The organism is Streptomyces sp. NPDC052496, from assembly GCF_040679095.1.
GTDB lineage: Bacteria > Actinomycetota > Actinomycetes > Streptomycetales > Streptomycetaceae > Streptomyces.
The window spans coordinates 20,531-36,350 of record NZ_JBFAUH010000029.1; the positions used below are offsets into that span (position 1 = coordinate 20,531).

Sequence of the window (15,820 nt, forward strand, 5' to 3'; positions counted from 1 at the left end):
GGCTTCCGGCGGGCGGTCAGGTGCGCAAGTAGGAGGCCCCGTTGAGGTCCAGTACGGCGCCCGAGCTCCACCGGGCCTCCGGGGAGGCCAGCCACCGTACGGCCGCCGCGACCTCGTCCGGGGTGGCGACGCGGCCGAACGGGCTCTGGGCGCGGATGGCCGCGCCTTCGGGGCCGGTCAGACGGTGGGCCACCCGGTCGGTGTCGATGAAGCCGGGGGCGACGGAGGCCACGGCGATGCCGTACGGGGCGAGGGCGACGGCCAGGGACTGGCCGAGGGCGTGCACCGCGGCCTTGGTGGCGCCGTAGGCGGGGTGGTCGGGCTCGCCGCGGAAGGCACCGCGGGAGCCGATGTTGACGATCCGGCCGCCGGTGCCCTGCGCGATCATCGCCCGGGCCGCGCCGTGGCTGAGGTGCGCCGTGCCGAGGAGGTTGACCGCCACGTGCTGCTGCCAGGCGGCGGTCCAGTCGTCGTACGGGGTGGTCGCGGGCGGGTGCGGGGTGTTGACGGCGGCGTTGTTCACCAGGACGTCGATGCCGCCGAGCGCTTCGACGGCCGCGCCGGTCAGGGCGGCGGCACCGGACGGGTCGGCGAGGTCGGCGCCGAGCAGGACGTGGCCGCTGCCGGGCAGGGCCGCGAGCGTCTCCTCGGCGTCCGCGCGCCGCGAGCCGTAGTGCACCGCGACCCGGTCGCCGTTCCCGGCGAAGGCGTGGGCGACGGCCCGGCCGAGGCCGCGCGAGGCCCCGCTGACCAGGACGCGGCGGCCGGTGGCGGGGAAGGAGTCGGTGCCGGGGGTGGTGTCGGGCGTGGTTCCGGGGAAGGGGGTGGTGCCGGGGGTGGTGTCAGGCATGGTGGGCGTCCTCGGGGCGGCGGGGCAGGGCCAGGACCATCAGCAGCACACTGGCCAGCAGGATGACCGTACCGACCTGGAAGGCGAGACCGTACCCGTCGGCCATCGCCGCCGGGCCGCCGTGACCGGACTCGATCCGGGTGGCGGCGACCGTGGACAGGACGGACAGGCCGAGCGCGCCGCCCATCTGCCGCGAGGTGTTGATCAGGCCGGAGACCAGGCCCTGGTCGGAGGGGGCGGCGCCGGAGGTCGCGATGGAGGCGACCGGGGTGGCGGTCAGGCCCGCGCCGAAGGCCATCAGGATGCCGGGGCCGAGCAGCGTGCCGAGGTAGGTGCCGTCGGCGCCCATCTGCCCCTGCCAGAGCATGCCCGCCGCGGAGACCAGCGCGCCGGTGACGGCCAGGGTCTTGGCGCCCATCCGCCTCATCAGGCGCGGCCCGATCTTCGAACCGAGCACGATGCTCAGCGAGTGCGGGATGAAGGAGAGGCCGGCTTCCAGGGGCGTGTAGCCGAGGACGTTCTGCACGTAGAGGGAGAGGAAGTACCACATGGAGAACATCGCGGCGCCCGCCAGCACCATGGCGCTGTTCGCCGCGTACACCGAGCGCAGCCGGAAGAGGGTCAGCGGCATCAGCGGTGCCTTCGTACGGGCCTCGACGGCCACGAAGGCGAGGAGTACGAGCAGGCCGGCCGCCAGGGGCAGCAGCGCGCTCGCCGAGGTCCAGCCGTCCGACTCGGTCTGCACGATGCCGTACGCCACCAGTGCGAGGCCCGCCGTCACCAGGAGGGCGCCCGGGATGTCGAGCCGCCGCCCCGCGCCGCGCCGGCTCTCGGTGAGCCAGAGCAGCGCCCCGCCCAGCACCAGCGCGCCGACGGGCACGTTGATCAGCAGCACCCAGCGCCAGGACAGGTACTCGGTCAGCACCCCGCCGACCAGGCCGCCGACGGCGCCGCCGCCCGCGCCGACCGCGGTCCAGGTGGCGATGGCGCGGGTGCGCGCCGGGCCCGCGGGGAACGCGGTGGTGAGGATGGTGAGGGTGGCCGGGGACAGGACGGCCGCGCCGATGCCCTGGACCGTACGGGCCGCGATCAGGTGCCACGGCTCCTGCGCCAGACCGCCCGCCAGGCTGGCGACGGTGAACAGGGCGAGCCCCACCACGAAGATACGTTTGCGCCCGAAGATGTCGGCCACCCGGCCGCCGAGCAGCATGAACCCGGCGAAGGTGATCACGTACGCGTTGACCACCCACTGCAGCCCCAGCTCGCTCAGCCCGAGGCCGGTGCGCATGCTCGGCAGCGCGACGTTGACGACCGAGACGTCGAGGACGACGAGGAACTGCCCGGCGCAGACCAGCAGCGTCACCAGCCAGACGGGCGGGGTACGGCGGGCGTTTTCGGGCAGGGTGGCGGGAGTGGCTGTCGGGGGCATGGTCTCCATCGTTGCACCCGGCACGCGTCCGCGGCATCGGATTATCGGCCCGGGCGTGACCGGTCACAGGTCCTAGGTCCAAGGTCCGCCGCTCCGCCGCCCCTCCTTCGCCTCATTCCCTGCGCAGCAACGTCACCACCGCCGCCCCGCCCAGCCCGATGTTGTGCGCCAGCCCGGTCCGCGCGCCCGGGACCTGCCGGGCGCCCGCCGTGCCGCGCAGCTGCCACACCAGCTCGGCGGCCTGCGCCAGGCCGGTCGCGCCGAGCGGGTGGCCCTTGGAGATGAGGCCGCCGGAGGGGTTGACCACCCACCGGCCGCCGTGGGTGGTGGCGCCGTCCTCGACGAGCTTGCCGGACGCGCCGTCCGGGCACATGCCCAGCGCTTCGTACGTCAGGAGTTCGTTGACCGAGAAACAGTCGTGCAGCTCGATCACGTCCACGTCCTCGATGCCGAGCCCGCTCGCCTCGTACGCCTGCCGGGCGGCCGCCCGGGACATCGGCCGGCCGACCACGTCGATGCAGGTCCCGGTGGCGAAGCTGTCCGGTGTGTCCGTCGCCATGGCCTGTCCGGCGATCTCCACGGCCCGGCCGGCGAGCCCGTGCTCGCGGACGAAGCGGGCGGAGGCCACGACGGCGGCGGCCGAGCCGTCGGAGGTCGGTGAGCACTGGAGCTTGGTCAGCGGCCGGTGGACGGTCCGGGCGGCGAGGATCTCCTCGACCGTGTAGACGTCCTGGAACTGGGCGTTCGGGTTGTCCGCCGAGTGCCGGTGGTTCTTCGCGCCGACCGCGGCGAGCTGCCGCTCCGTCGTGCCGTAGCGGTCCATGTGCTCGCGCGCGGCGTTGCCGAAGATCTGGGCGGTGGGCGGGGTCATCTCGAAGCCGTGCGCGGCGGCCATCACGCCGTAGTGGCGGGCCACGGGTGAGGCCGCGAAGTCGCCGCTGTCCGCGCCGCCGCCGAGCGCGCCGCGTTGCATCTTCTCGAAGCCGAGGGCCAGGACGCAGTCGTTGATGCCGGAGGCGACGAACTGCCGGGCCATCATCAGCGCGGTGGCGCCGGTCGCGCAGTTGTTGTTGACGTTGTAGACGGGGATGCCGGTCAGGCCCAGCTCGTAGACGGCGCGCTGGCCGGCGGTGGAGGGCTGGTAGCAGTAGCCGACCGCGGCCTGTTCCACGGCGGTGTACGGGATGCCCGCGTCGGCGAGGGCCTTGCCGCCCGCCTCCCCGGCCATGTCCCAGTACTGCCACTCCCGCGTCTCCGGCTTCTCGAACTTCGTCATGCCGACGCCGATGATGTACGCCGTGCCGGACAGGTCCATCGTCCGTCCTCTCGTCGGGCGCCCGGTCCGTCAGACCATCGGGCGCGGCTCCGGATCCCTGGGCAGGCCGAGCAGGCGCTCGGCGACGACGTTCAGCTGCACCTGTGTCGTACCGCCCGCGATCGTCAGGCAGCGCGACATCAGGAAGCCGTGCAGGGCGCGTTCCGCCTCGCCCTCCGCCGTCGCGCCTTCCGGGCCGAGCAGTTCGAGCGCCAGCTCGGCGACCTTCTGCTGGTGCGCGGTCTGCACCAGCTTGCGGATGCTCGCGCCGGCGCCCGGTTCCCGGCCCGCCACCTGCTGGAGGGTGGTGCGCAGCCGGATGCAGGCCAGCGCGTGCGCCTCGGCGGCCAGGGCGCCCACCCGTTCGCGTACCGCGCCGTCCAGCGCGGCGGACCGTTCGATCAGCGCCTCCAGGCCGGTGCTGAAGGTGACCTGGTCGGCCATGTGGACGCGCTCGTTGCCGAGGGTGTGCCGGGCCACCTGCCAGCCGTCGCCCACCTCGCCCACCACCGCGTCCGGCGGCAGCAGTACGCCGTCGAAGTAGACCTGGCTGAAGAGCGCGTCACCGGTGATCTCCCGCAGGGGCCGCACCTCGATGCCGGGTGTCGACATGTCGACCAGGAAGAAGGTCAGGCCCTGGTGCTTGGGCGCCGCCGGATCCGTACGGGCGAGCAGGATGCCGTACCCCGCCCACTGCGCCGCCGAGGTCCACACCTTCTGGCCGTCGACCCGCCAGCCGTCGGGCACCCGCTCGGCCCGGGTGCGCAGCGCCGCCAGGTCGGACCCGGCCTCCGGCTCGGAGAACAGCTGGCACCAGGACCGGTCGCCGCGGAGCGTCGGCAGCAGGTGACGCTCCTGCTGCTCCGGCGTCCCGTAGGTGATCAGGGAGGGCACCACCCAGGTGGCGATTCCCAGGTCGCTGATCCGCACGCCCGCGTCGCGCATCTCCTGCTGGACGGCGAGCTGCTGTACGGGGCCGGCGGCCAGGCCGTACGGGGCGGGCAGGTGCGGCGCCGCGTACCCGGTGGGCGCCAGCTCCCGGCGTACGGCACCGGGGTCCAGGCCGCGCACCTTCGCGATCACCTCGCGGGCCTGCTCGCGGTACCGGGCCGCCTCCCGCGACCGCTCCACGGGCAGGTCCATGCGCAGCTCACGCCGGGCGCCGCCGGCGCCGTACCGGGCCGCGCGGAGCCGGTGGCCGCCGCCGCTGCCCAGCAGCTGGCGGGCCACGGTCGCCCGCCGCAGGTACAGGTGCGCGTCATGCTCCCAGGTGAAGCCGATGCCGCCGAGGACCTGGATGCAGTCCTTGGCGCAGGTGAAGGCGGCGTCCAGGGCGGTGGCGGCGGCCAGCGCGGCGACGAGGCCGCGGGTGGCCGGGTCCGCGTCCGCCGCGCGGGCCGCGTCCCAGGCCAGGGCGCGGGCCTGCTCGACGCGTACCAGCATGTCCGCGCAGAGGTGTTTGACGGCCTGGAACTGGCCGATCGGCCGCCCGAACTGCTCGCGTACGGCGGCGTGCGCGGCGGCGGTACGCAGCGCCCACTCCGCCGTGCCGCACGCCTCGGCGGCGAACAGTGTCGCGGCCAGGTCCCGCACGAGGGCGGAATCGACGTCCAGCACCCGCGCGGACGGGACGGTGACGCCTTCGGCGGTCACGCGCGCGGCGGGCCGGGTCGGGTCGGTGGCGGAGGGGACCTGGACGGAGAGGGTGTCGGCGTCGACGGCCAGCCAGAGGGTGCGGGGCGGTGCTTCCGCCGGGCCGCCTTCCGCTTCCGCCACACCCGCCACATCCACCGCTTTCACCGCTTCCCCCGGGCCGCCTTCCGCTGCCACGTCCGCCGCCAGCAGGATCAGGTCGGCGTCGCCGCCGCCGAGGACGGGCGGTGCGGTGCCGTCCAGTACGTACCCGTCCGCCGACGGGGCCGCGCGGAGCGTGCCCGTGCCGAGCGCGACGGCGCCGATGCGGTCGCCGGCGGCCAGGGCACGTACCAGGCCGGTGGCGCCGCCGCGCCGCAGCACTTCGGAGGCGAGCACGCTGGGCAGGTACGGGCCGGGCAGCGCGGCGCGGCCGGTCTCCTCCAACACGACTGCCAGGTCGAGGAGTTCACCGTCGCCACCGCCGCACTCCGCCGGCAGGTGCGGCCCGAGGAGCCCCATCGCGGCGAGCCCGTCCCAGTAGGCGGGACGGCCGCGCCGGGCGGGTCCGGCGTCGAGCAGCTTGCGGACCTCCTCCGGGGGCACGGCCCGGGCCGCCCACCCCCGTACCGCCTCGGCCAGCTCCCCTTGCTCCGGCGTGACTCCGATGCCCGTGCCCATGCCCATAGCCATGCCGGGCAGACTAGAACACGTTTCAAACTGACGGTAGGTCAGGTTGGGTACCCGCTTCCGGCCGGACGGCCCGGGCGGCAGGGCGGAACGGGCACCCGTACGCCCCGGCCGGAATACCCGCCCCCGTACCGCGCCACCGTATTCCCCGCCCCCGCTCCCGAAGCCCCCGCATTCCACCCGAATCCCACCGTTCCGTAATACGGCCCGCCCCGCCCGCGCGCATTACCGGCACGTACGATCCGCGTTATGAGTCACCGCCGCACTCCGGTGACCGTACGACCGAGGAGGAATCCCCATGGCCGCCGCGAACTCCCCCGCGCCGGAGATACTCGCCGCATTCGAGGCGGCAAAGGGTTTCATGCCGCTCGACGAAGGACTGGCCCTTTACGCGGCCGCCGGCGAAGCGGCGGCGCTGGGACTGCCACTGGTCGAGGTCGGCACCTATTGCGGACGTTCCACCCTCCTGCTCGCCGACGCCGCGCGCGCGGCGGGCGTGACGGCCGTCACCGTCGACCACCACCGCGGCAGCGAGGAGCAGCAGCCCGGCTGGGAGTACCACGACCCGTCCGTGGTCGACCCCGAGGTCGGCCTGATGGACACCCTGCCCACCTTCCGCCGCACGCTGCACGCGGCCGGGCTGGAGGACCACGTCCTCGCCCTGGTGGGCCGCTCCCCGCAGGCCGCGGCGCTCTGGAACACCCCCGTCGGCCTGGTCTTCATCGACGGCGGCCACACCGACGAGCACGCCACCGCCGATTACGAGGGCTGGGCGCCGCACGTCGCGCCCGGCGGGCTGCTCGTGATCCACGACGTCTTCGCCGACCCGGCGGACGGCGGACAGGCCCCGTACCGCGTCTACCGGCGCGCCCTGGAATCCGGCGCCTTCACCGAAATGTCGGTACACGGATCGCTGCACGTGCTGCGTCGCACCGGTGAAGGGCACTGATCCCCCCACTACGATCGCGATGTGTCGAACGGCAGTACTTTCCCCCCGCGCCGCCGCTTCGGCGGCACCCTCGTCGTCCTGGCCGCGCTGCTGGCCGCCTGCGCCGCGGGCTGGCTGATCTGGCGGTCCGCGAGCGGGCACGGCGGCGACAAGCCGCCCAAGGCCCTGCCCGCGGCGAGCCCGGCCTCCCCCGGCAGCACGCCCGGCAAGGACGGCGCGGGCAGAGCCGACGGCGACGGACACCCCGGGAAGGACGAGGGCCGGGACGGCAAGGGAGACGAGGCCGGGGCCGGCGGCGGGAGCGGCGGCCGCGCCGGAACCCGCCTCAAGGGCAAGGTCGTCCTCCTCGACCCCGGCCACAACCCCCGCAACCGCGACCACACCCGCGAGATCGCCCGCCAGGTGGACGTCGGCAACGCGCACAAGGAGTGCGACACCACCGGCACGTCCACGAACGACGGCTACGCCGAGGCGTCCTTCACGCTCGACGTGGCGCGGCGCGCCCGTACCCTCCTCCAGGCCGAGGGCGCCGAGGTCGTCTTCACGCAGGACGGCGACCGCCCGTACGGCCCGTGCGTGGACGAGCGCGCCCGCGCAGGGAACGCGGCGAAGGCCGACGCGGCGGTGTCCGTGCACGCCGACGGGGCGGGCCGGGGCAACCGCGGCTTCCACGTGATCCTGCCCGGCCGCGTCACCGCCGGCGCGGCGGACACCTCCCGCATCGTCGGCCCCTCGCGGTCGCTCGGCGAGCACCTGGCGGGCCGCTTCGTGGCGGCCACCGGAAGCGCGCCGGCCAATTACCTCGGCGGCGGCACCGGCCTGGTCGTACGGACCGACCTCGGCGGCCTCAACCTCTCCACCATTCCCAAGGTGTTCCTGGAGTGCGGCAATATGCGGGATCCGCAGGACGCCGCGCAATTGACCGATCCGCAATGGCGGGAAAAGGCGGCCCGCGGGATCGCCGAGGGCATTTCGGGCTTCCTGACCCGCTAGCGGCCGGCGCCGATACCGACTCGACACCTGACCGATACCGACAAGACGGCCCACAGGATCCGGCGGTAGGTTCCCCCTTACGATGGGGGGCCACCCCGTGCCTCGCCACGCGCCCGCCGGCGCATACGGCAGCGACAGCGAAGACCAGAACACCGGAACCGACAAAGGACCCTTACGTGAACATCCGCTCCCTCACTAGAGGCGACGGCGTGGTGATCGGAGCAGCGGTGTTGCTGTTCATCGCCTCGTTCCTCGACATCAGCTCGTACGACGGATCGGACTGCACCGGCAGCTTCTGCCCGAAGATCACGTCCACGAACGCCTGGGACTCGCTGTCCCTGCTGATGGGCATGTTCCTGGCCGGCGTGCTCGCGGCCGCCCTGATCGTCGTGGCGCGCGCCCTGCCGCAGCCGCTGAAGGTCGCGGGCCTGGACCTCGGGCAGTTCGGCGTCGCGTGGACCGTGTTCGTCGCCTGGTTCGCCTTCTGGACGACCGTCAACAGCGGCAGCGCGGGCGCCGGCCTGATCCTCGGCCTGATCGCCGCGCTCATCCTGGCCGGCGCGGCCGTGGCCACGCCGCTGGTACCGGCCCTGAAGGCCGGCCTGGTCCCGGCCCCGCGGCCGCAGACCCCGTCCCCGTACGGTGCGGCCCCGGGCCAGGGGTACGGCTACCCCGGCGCCCACCAGCAGCAGCCCGGCCAGGGCGGGTACGGCTACCCGGGCGCCCAGCAGCCCGGCCAGGGACAGCCGCAGCCGGGGCAGGGCGGTCAGCCCGGCCCGCAGTCGTACGGCGGGCAGCAGCCGTCGCCGGCCGCCGCGCAGCAGCCTGCGCCCGCCGCGGACTTCGCGCCGTTCTGGTTCGCGGTGCCGGTGGCGCGTCCGCTGTACGGCGAGGACGGCACGCCCACGCCGATCGCCGAACTGGCCCCCGGTACGTGGTACCTGGCCGTGGACCAGCGCGGCCAGGCCCTCATCGCGCAGACGCAGGACGGGCGCCGCGGCGTCCTCCAGGACACGACCGGCATCCAGCGCGGCTGACACCGCCCGCCGCCTCCACCGCAGGGCCCCTCCCCACCCCGGGCGAGGGGCCCTCGCCGTACCCACCCTCCCCCTTCCCGCCCTTCCCTTCCCTCCCCCCACCTCCTACGCTGCCCAAACCCACCTGACACGACATCACCTCACCTGACGCGGCATCAGCCTCAGCCACCCACGGCGAACCCCCGGACCGCCCCCGACGGAGGCCCTCCTCATGCGACTCGGCCTGGCACTCGGCTACTGGGGCCGCGGCCCCGACCCCCGGCACGTCGAACTCGCCCAGGAGGCCGAACGGCTGGGCTACGACTCCGTGTGGACCGCGGAAGCCTGGGGCTCCGACGCTTTCACCGCCCTCACCTGGATCGCCGCCCACACCACCCGGATCAAACTGGGCACCGCCATCGCCCAGATGGCCGCCCGCACCCCCACCGCCACCGCGATGCAGGCCCTCACCCTGGACCACCTCTCCGGCGGCCGGATGCTGCTCGGACTCGGGCTGTCGGGGCCGCAGGTGGTCGAGGGCTGGTACGGCCGCCCGTTCCCGGCGAGCCCGCTCACCGCCACCCGCGAGTACGTGGACATCGTGCGCCAGGTGCTGCGCAGGGAAGCCCCGGTGACCCTCGACGGCCGCTTCCACCCGCTCCCCTACCGCGGCCCCGACAGCACCGGCCTCGGCAAACCCCTCAAGCCCATCACCCACCCCCGCCGCCCCGGCCTCCCCGTCCTCCTCGGCGCCGAGGGCCCCAGGAACATCGCGCAGACCACCCGCATCGCCGACGGCTGGCTCCCGCTCTACTGGTCCCCCTACCGCACCGACGCGTACGAGTCAGCCCTCGCCGACGCCCCCGAAGGCTTCCTCGTCGCCCCCATGGCCCGCGCCCAGCTCTGCGACGACGTCACCGAGGGCCTGCTCCCCGTCAAGGCCATGCTCGCCTTCTACATCGGCGGCATGGGCCACGCCTCCCGCAACTTCCACGCCGACCTGATGGCCCGCATGGGCCACGAGGAAGCGGCCCACCGCGTCCAGGACCTCTTCCTCCAGGGCCGCCGCGACGAAGCCGTCCGCGCCGTCCCCGACACTTTCGCCGACGCCATCTCCCTCATCGGCCCCCGCCCCCGCCTCGCCGACCGCCTCACCGCCTGGCGCCGGGGCCCGGTGACCGACCTCCTCGTCACGGCCCCCGACGTGCAGACACTGCGGGCACTGGCGGAACTGAACGGCTGAGGCGGGCCCGAACTCAGCGGTCCCCTCCCCGCGACTCAGGCGAACGTAGCCGCCGCCAGCCACTCCTCCAGGAACGTGCGGTCGCCGGTGACCTCGACGCCCGGTGTGTCGAGGGGAAGGCGGCGGTAGTAGACGCGGAGGAGGTCGGCGGTGGGGGCCTGGAGGGTGACGGTGGGGTGGTCGGGGGTGTGGTGGTAGGTGGGGGTGGCGGCGGTGAAGTCGAGGAGCCAGTCGGCGGGGACGTGCGGCGGGGTGTCGGTCGCGTGCAGGTGGAGGGTGCGGCCGGTGTTCATGAAGCCGCGCAGCTCGTGGTCGGGGCGGATGGCGCTGATCAGGCAGATCAGCTGCGTCCACTCCTCGATGGTGTCGGCGGCGAGCTCGGGGTCGAGGGGGAAGTCGCCGCCCGTGGCGGCGACCGCGTCCGCCCGGTGGATGACCGTCTCGTGGACCATCCGCCGGGGCCAGAAGGCGGAGTTCTGTCCGGGTGCCCAGGACCAGATCGGGGCGTCGGGGCCCGCTTCGCGCATCGCCTCGGCGGCCAGGCGTGCGCCTTCGGCCAGCCAGGCGTCCAGGGCCGCGGGGTCGTCGGCCGGCGGGCCCTGGCTGTCCGGGACCGCGTCGAAGGGCACCATCTCGGTGGCCCGGGTGCGTACGGTCCGGTCCGCCCAGCGGTACGCGCCGCCGACGTGGCGTACGAGGTCTTCCAAGGTCCATTCCGGACAGGTCGGTACGGGCGTCTTGAGGTCGGCGCCGCGTACGGCTTGCCGGAACCGGTCGCCCTCGGCGAGGACTTCCGCGCAGTAACGGTCGTGGTCGAATATGCCGTTCAAGGTCGTCATAGGGGGCACAGTAATGGGTGCCCCGAGCGGCCCGCCTCCGGGTTTACCCGTGAACGGGCCGTGAGCAGGGGGCTGTTGTTTATGGCGGGCTCATGCGGCTACCCGGACCCCATGTCCAGGAGACACCGGTACGGAAGCAGTCACGCGGCCACGGCCGTCACCGTCGTCGCGGACGTCATGGCCGTCATCCTCGGCCTGTGGATCGCGATGTACCTGCTCGACGCGAACCGCGCCAACGACCTGGTGCACTTCGTCCAGGGCGCGGCGCGGTGGCTGGCGGGCTGGTCGTATGACCTGTTCACCTTCGACGCCGACTGGCTGCGGACGCTGCTGAACTACGGGCTGCCCGCGATCGTGTACCTGGTCGTGGGGCACGCGCTGGCGGCTCGTATCCGGCGTATCGAGCAGTGAGGGAACGGCGGCCCCGGGGCGGCGCCCCGGGGTTCCGTCAGCGGCAGCAGTCCGGGTCCAGCCCCGTCGGCAGGCGTTCGCCGCCGAAGACCGCCGTGGTCGCCTCGTCCCCTCCCAGCGCGGCCACGGCGAGCAGCATGGAGCCCGCCGTCCAGGAGGTCTGCTCCTCGGGCCAGACCGCGTCGTCGTCGAAGACGTAACCGGTCCAGTACATGCCGTTGTCGGCGCGCAGGTGCTGGACCCACTTGAGGATCTGTACGGCGCGGTCGGACTCGCCCATCGCCCAGAGGGCGAGGGCCAGTTCGGCGCTCTCGCCGCCGGTGACCCACGGGTTGGGCAGGACGCAGCGGACACCGAGGCCGGGGACGACGAAGTCCTCCCAGGCGGATTCGATGCGCTCCTTGGCGGCGGTGCCGCGCAGGGCACCGCCGAGGACCGGGTAGTACCAGTCCATCGAGTAGCGCGCCTTGTCCAGGAAGCGCTCGGGGTGGTGCTGGATGGCGTGGCCGAGCCGCCCGAGGGCCAGTTCCCAGTCGGGCTGGGGCTCCTCACGCTGTTCGGCGATGGCGAGCGCGCAGCGCAGCGCCTGGTAGACGGAGGAGGAGCCGGTCAGCAGGGCGTCGGTGACGGGCGTGCCGTCGTCCTCGCGCTTCCAGCCGATCTCGCCGCCGGGCTGCTGGAGGTCGAGGACGAATTCGACGGCCGCGTAGACCGCGGGCCACATGCGGTCCACGAAGGTGTCGTCGCCGGTGGACAGGTAGTGGTGCCAGACGCCGACGGCGAGGTACGCGCAGAAGTTGGTCTCCCGGCCGCGGTCGGTGGGCGCCGCGGCGTCCCCGTCGGCGTACGCCGCGTACCAGGAGCCGTCCGGGTTCTGGTGCCGGGCCAGCCAGGCGTACGCGGCCTCGGCGCGCTCGTGCTCGCCGGCCGCGTCCAGGGCCATGGCGGCCTCGGTGTGGTCCCACGGGTCGAGGTGGTGGCCGCGGAACCAGGGGATCGCGCCGTCCTCGCGCTGGGTCGCCAGGATGCCGGTGACCGTGCGGGCCGCCTGTTCGGCCGTCAGCACTCCGGGCAGGACCAGGCGTTCGGTACGTCCTGGTGTGGTCACTTGGCGGCCTCGGCGGCGGTCCCGGTGGCGGAGGCGGCGGCCCGCTCCGGCAGGTGCGGCTTGGTGGCGTACGCGACGAAGCTCTTGCCGATGACCGGGTTGAGCAGCTGCTCGGCCATCCGCGTGGCCAGCGGCTTCTTCATGATGTCCCAGACCAGCAGCTTGTGGTACGCCTTGACCGGCAGCGCCTGGTCGTTGTCGACGCCGAAGGCGCACTTGAGCCACCAGTAGGGGCTGTGCAGCCCGTGCGCGTGGTGGGTGCCGTACGGCTTCAGGCCCGCCTCACGCATCTTGCCGAGGAGTTCGTCGGCCTTGTAGATGCGGATGTGGCCGCCCTCGACCTCGTGGTACGCGTCGCTGAGCGCCCAGCAGACCTTCTCCGGGCCGTAGCGCGGCACGGTCACCGCGATCCGCCCGCCGGGCCGCAGCACCCGCACCATCTCGGCGAGCACCCCCTTGTCGTCGGGGATGTGCTCCATGACCTCGGAGATGATGACGACGTCGAAGCTCTCGTCGGGGAAGGGCAGGGCCAGCGCGTCGCCCTCCATGGCGGTGGCGGTGGCGCCCGCCGGGGCCTCGCCGGCCTCCTTCATCGCGGCGAACCACTTGGCGACCTCGCGGATCTCCTCGGCGTTCTGGTCGAGCGCCACGACCTGCGCGCCGCGCCGGTAGCACTCGAAGGCGTGCCGGCCCGCGCCGCAGCCCAGGTCCAGGACGCGGTCGCCCTGCGCCAGCGGGAATCGGGAAAAGTCGACGGTCAGCAAGGGCTCTCTGCTTTCGTCCTGGGGGTCCGCGGCAGCTACGGCCGACGGCGGCGGGTCATGGCGGTGGTCACGGTGGTGCGGGTCGGTGCCCGGCCGGGGCGCATCAGGCGCGGCCGGCCGGGGACGGTGCGGTGGCGGGCGCGGGCCCGCGGGCGGTGCGCCCGCCCCGGGACTGCACGGCGATGGCCTCCCGGTAGCGTTCGGCGGTGCCGATGGCGGCCTGGCGCCAGGTGAAGCGGGCGAGGACGCGTTCGCGGCCGGCGGCGCCGAGGCGGCGGCGCAGGGCGTCGTCGTCCAGCAGCCGGGTCAGTCCGGCGGCCAGCGCGTCCGCGTCGCCCGGCGGCACGGACAGGCAGGTCTCGCCGTCCGGCCCGGAGACCTCGGGGATGGCGCCGCCGGTGGTGGCCAGCAGCGGCGTACCGGTGGCCATGGCTTCGGCCGCGGGCAGCGAGAAGCCCTCGTAGAGGGAGGGCACGCAGGCGATCTGGGCGCCGCGGACCAGGTCGACGAGTTCGGCGTCGCTGATGCCCTTGACGAACTCGACGGCGCCGCCGAGACCGTGGCGCTCGATCGCGGCGGCCACCGGGCCGTCGTCGGCGCGCTTGCCGACGACCACCAGATGGGCCCGCGGGTTGCCGGTACGGACCTTGGCCAGGGCTTCGACGAGGTGGACCAGGCCCTTGAGGGGCACGTCCGCGCTGGAGGTGGTGACGATGCGGCCGGGGATCTCGGGGACCGACGGGTCCGGCGAGAAGAGGTCGGTGTCGGCGCCGATGTGCACGACGTGGATGCGGCCGTCCCGTACGCCGAGGTGGTCCACGATCTCCTGGCGGGAGGAGCCGGAGACGGTCAGCACCGACGGCAGGCGGCGGGCGACGCGCTTCTGCATCCGGGTGAAGCCGTACCAGCGGCGCACCGAGGCGCGGCGCTTCCAGCCCTCCGCGGCGTCCAGGTCGAGCTGCCGGTCGACGGTGATGGGGTGGTGGATGGTGGTGACCAGGGGTGCGCCGAGGTCGCCGAGCAGGCCGTAGCCGAGGGTCTGGTTGTCGTGCACGACGTCGAAGTCGCCGCGGCGGGCGGCGAGGTGGCGGCGGGCGCGCAGCGAGAAGGTCAGCGGCTCGGGGAAGCCGCCGGTCCACATCGTGCCGACCTCGACGGCGTCGATCCAGTCCCGGTACTCGCCGCGCCGGGGCGTGCGGAACGGGTCGGGCTGCCGGTAGAGGTCGAGGCTGGGCAGCTCGGTGAGGGTGACCTTGCCCCCGGCTCCCGTCCCGGAGGTGTCCACCTCGTCGAGGACCGGGTACGGCTGGGCGCCGATCACCTCGACGGTGTGGCCGAGGCGGGCCAGTTCGCGGGAGAGGTGGCGGACGTAGACGCCCTGGCCGCCGCAGAAGGGGTTGCCCTTGTAGGTGAGCAGGGCGATGCGCAGGGGGCGGTCACCGTCCGGCCCTGAGGAGGCGGCGGGGGCCTCGGCGGGGTGCGGCGCGGCTGCCTGGACGGCCTCGGCGGACACTCTCGGCCCCCTTCTCGCTGGACTTTCGCCGGAGCGTAACCGCTGGCGCTAATCTAGAACAAGTTTCAGTACGGTTCGGCCGCGGCCGGCCGGCGGCCGGTTCCGCGGCTCCCGCGGGCCGGGGCGGCCGGCGGGCTACTGATCAGTTCAAGGAGCTTCGAATCTACCGGCCGGAAACCCGGCGGAAAGAGCCGCACCAGGTGATTCGCGCCACCACCCGCGCCCCTGCCATGCTGTGCCGATCGCTTGACCGGTACGTGCCGCACCGCGGACGGACTGTCACGGAATGGGACATATGACTACGGACTCCACAGCGGCCGGTGCGGCGCTCCCCGCCAGTCCGCCCCTGACCGCCCGTCAGGAGGCCCGCCGGCGCCGCATCCTGCACGCGAGCGCCCGGCTGGCCGGCCGGGGCGGGTTCGACGCCGTGCAGATGCGCGAGGTCGCCGAGTCGTCCGACGTCGCGCTCGGCACGCTCTACCGCTACTTCCCGTCCAAAGTGCACCTGCTCGTGGCGACCATGCAGGACCAGTTGCAGCACATGCACGAGACGCTGCGCAAGCGCCCGCCGACGGAGCGGGAGCCGGGCGCGCGGGTGGCGCAGACGCTGATGCGGGCCTTCCGGGCGCTCCAGCGCGAGCCACAGCTGGCGGACGCCATGGTGCGCGCCCTGACGTTCGCCGACCGGTCGGTGAGCCCGGAGGTGGACACCGTCTCCCGGCTCACCACGGCGATCATCCTGGACGCGATGGGGCTGGACGGCGCGCCGACGCCGGAGCAGCTGTCCGCCGTCCGGGTCATCGAGCACACCTGGCACTCGGCGCTGATCACCTGGCTCTCCGGGCGGGCCTCGATCGCCCAGGTGAAGATCGACATCGAGACGGTCTGCCGGCTCATCGACCTCACCGCGCCGCCGCGCCACGCCTGACGTCATCGGCCGCGCCGCACCACCGCCGCGCCCGGTGTAAAGGCTACGAACGGGTAACCCCTAACGCGGCGCATTCAGGGCGCACACCACCCCAACGCGCGCCCCCACGCCCCCGCTTGGCCAATTCTTCGGGTCCATGA

At 73.8% G+C, this 15,820-nt stretch carries 14 protein-coding genes; 6 read left to right on the forward strand and 8 right to left on the reverse strand.

Annotated features, from left to right (window positions below):
• Positions 1-16: 16 nt before the first annotated feature.
• The 4 genes from AB0L45_RS31770 to AB0L45_RS31785 form a co-directional block, all read right to left on the reverse strand.
• Positions 17-850 (reverse strand): SDR family oxidoreductase, encoded by an 834-nt coding sequence (locus AB0L45_RS31770; protein ID WP_365846100.1) that lies wholly within the window; start codon positions 848-850, stop codon positions 17-19.
• Positions 843-2,279, reverse strand: coding sequence for an MFS transporter (locus AB0L45_RS31775; RefSeq protein WP_365846102.1), 1,437 nt, complete (start codon positions 2,277-2,279; stop codon positions 843-845). Before AB0L45_RS31775 ends, AB0L45_RS31770 begins: the two co-directional genes overlap by 8 nt.
• Before the next feature lie 112 nt (positions 2,280-2,391).
• On the reverse strand, positions 2,392-3,594 hold the full coding sequence (locus AB0L45_RS31780) for a lipid-transfer protein (protein ID WP_365846104.1): 1,203 nt from the start codon (positions 3,592-3,594) through the stop codon (positions 2,392-2,394).
• Positions 3,595-3,624: 30 nt separating this feature from the next.
• Complete coding sequence (locus AB0L45_RS31785; protein WP_365846106.1) at positions 3,625-5,919, reverse strand: acyl-CoA dehydrogenase; 2,295 nt, start codon at positions 5,917-5,919, stop codon at positions 3,625-3,627.
• A gap of 295 nt (positions 5,920-6,214) precedes the next feature.
• Here AB0L45_RS31785 and AB0L45_RS31790 point away from each other — a divergent pair, with 295 nt between their 5' ends.
• From AB0L45_RS31790 to AB0L45_RS31805, 4 genes are all read left to right on the forward strand, one after another.
• Positions 6,215-6,865 (forward strand): class I SAM-dependent methyltransferase, encoded by a 651-nt coding sequence (locus AB0L45_RS31790; RefSeq protein ID WP_365846109.1) that lies wholly within the window; start codon positions 6,215-6,217, stop codon positions 6,863-6,865.
• Positions 6,866-6,886: 21 nt separating this feature from the next.
• Positions 6,887-7,858 carry an N-acetylmuramoyl-L-alanine amidase gene (locus tag AB0L45_RS31795; protein ID WP_365846111.1) on the forward strand — a complete coding sequence of 324 codons (972 nt, stop codon included), beginning with the start codon at positions 6,887-6,889 and terminating at the stop codon, positions 7,856-7,858.
• Positions 7,859-8,034: 176 nt separating this feature from the next.
• Positions 8,035-8,895 (forward strand): DUF5336 domain-containing protein, encoded by an 861-nt coding sequence (locus tag AB0L45_RS31800; RefSeq protein ID WP_365846113.1) that lies wholly within the window; start codon positions 8,035-8,037, stop codon positions 8,893-8,895.
• Between the two features lie 211 nt (positions 8,896-9,106).
• Entirely contained in the window at positions 9,107-10,117 is a 1,011-nt protein-coding gene (locus tag AB0L45_RS31805) for an LLM class F420-dependent oxidoreductase (RefSeq protein ID WP_365846115.1), read from the forward strand.
• Between the two features lie 35 nt (positions 10,118-10,152).
• On the opposite strand, the gene AB0L45_RS31810 is transcribed toward AB0L45_RS31805, so the two are convergent.
• Positions 10,153-10,956: a maleylpyruvate isomerase N-terminal domain-containing protein gene (locus tag AB0L45_RS31810; RefSeq protein WP_365846117.1), complete on the reverse strand. Its 804-nt coding sequence runs from the start codon at positions 10,954-10,956 to the stop codon at positions 10,153-10,155.
• 111 nt (positions 10,957-11,067) lie between these two features.
• Here AB0L45_RS31810 and AB0L45_RS31815 point away from each other — a divergent pair, with 111 nt between their 5' ends.
• A complete protein-coding gene (locus tag AB0L45_RS31815; protein ID WP_365846119.1) occupies positions 11,068-11,367 on the forward strand; it encodes a hypothetical protein in 300 nt (99 codons plus the stop codon).
• Between the two features lie 37 nt (positions 11,368-11,404).
• Here the strand turns inward: AB0L45_RS31815 and AB0L45_RS31820 are convergent, their stop codons facing one another.
• The 3 genes from AB0L45_RS31820 to AB0L45_RS31830 all read right to left on the reverse strand — a co-directional run bounded on the left by AB0L45_RS31820 (position 11,405) and on the right by AB0L45_RS31830 (position 14,752).
• Positions 11,405-12,475, reverse strand: coding sequence for a prenyltransferase (locus AB0L45_RS31820; protein WP_365846121.1), 1,071 nt, complete (start codon positions 12,473-12,475; stop codon positions 11,405-11,407).
• Positions 12,472-13,239 carry a class I SAM-dependent methyltransferase gene (locus AB0L45_RS31825; RefSeq protein ID WP_365846123.1) on the reverse strand — a complete coding sequence of 256 codons (768 nt, stop codon included), beginning with the start codon at positions 13,237-13,239 and terminating at the stop codon, positions 12,472-12,474. Before AB0L45_RS31825 ends, AB0L45_RS31820 begins: the two co-directional genes overlap by 4 nt.
• Positions 13,240-13,342: 103 nt before the next feature.
• Positions 13,343-14,752 carry a glycosyltransferase family 4 protein gene (locus AB0L45_RS31830; protein ID WP_365846125.1) on the reverse strand — a complete coding sequence of 470 codons (1,410 nt, stop codon included), beginning with the start codon at positions 14,750-14,752 and terminating at the stop codon, positions 13,343-13,345.
• Positions 14,753-15,047: 295 nt separating this feature from the next.
• Here AB0L45_RS31830 and AB0L45_RS31835 point away from each other — a divergent pair, with 295 nt between their 5' ends.
• A complete protein-coding gene (locus AB0L45_RS31835; protein WP_365846127.1) occupies positions 15,048-15,680 on the forward strand; it encodes a TetR family transcriptional regulator in 633 nt (210 codons plus the stop codon).
• Positions 15,681-15,820 lie beyond the last annotated feature (140 nt).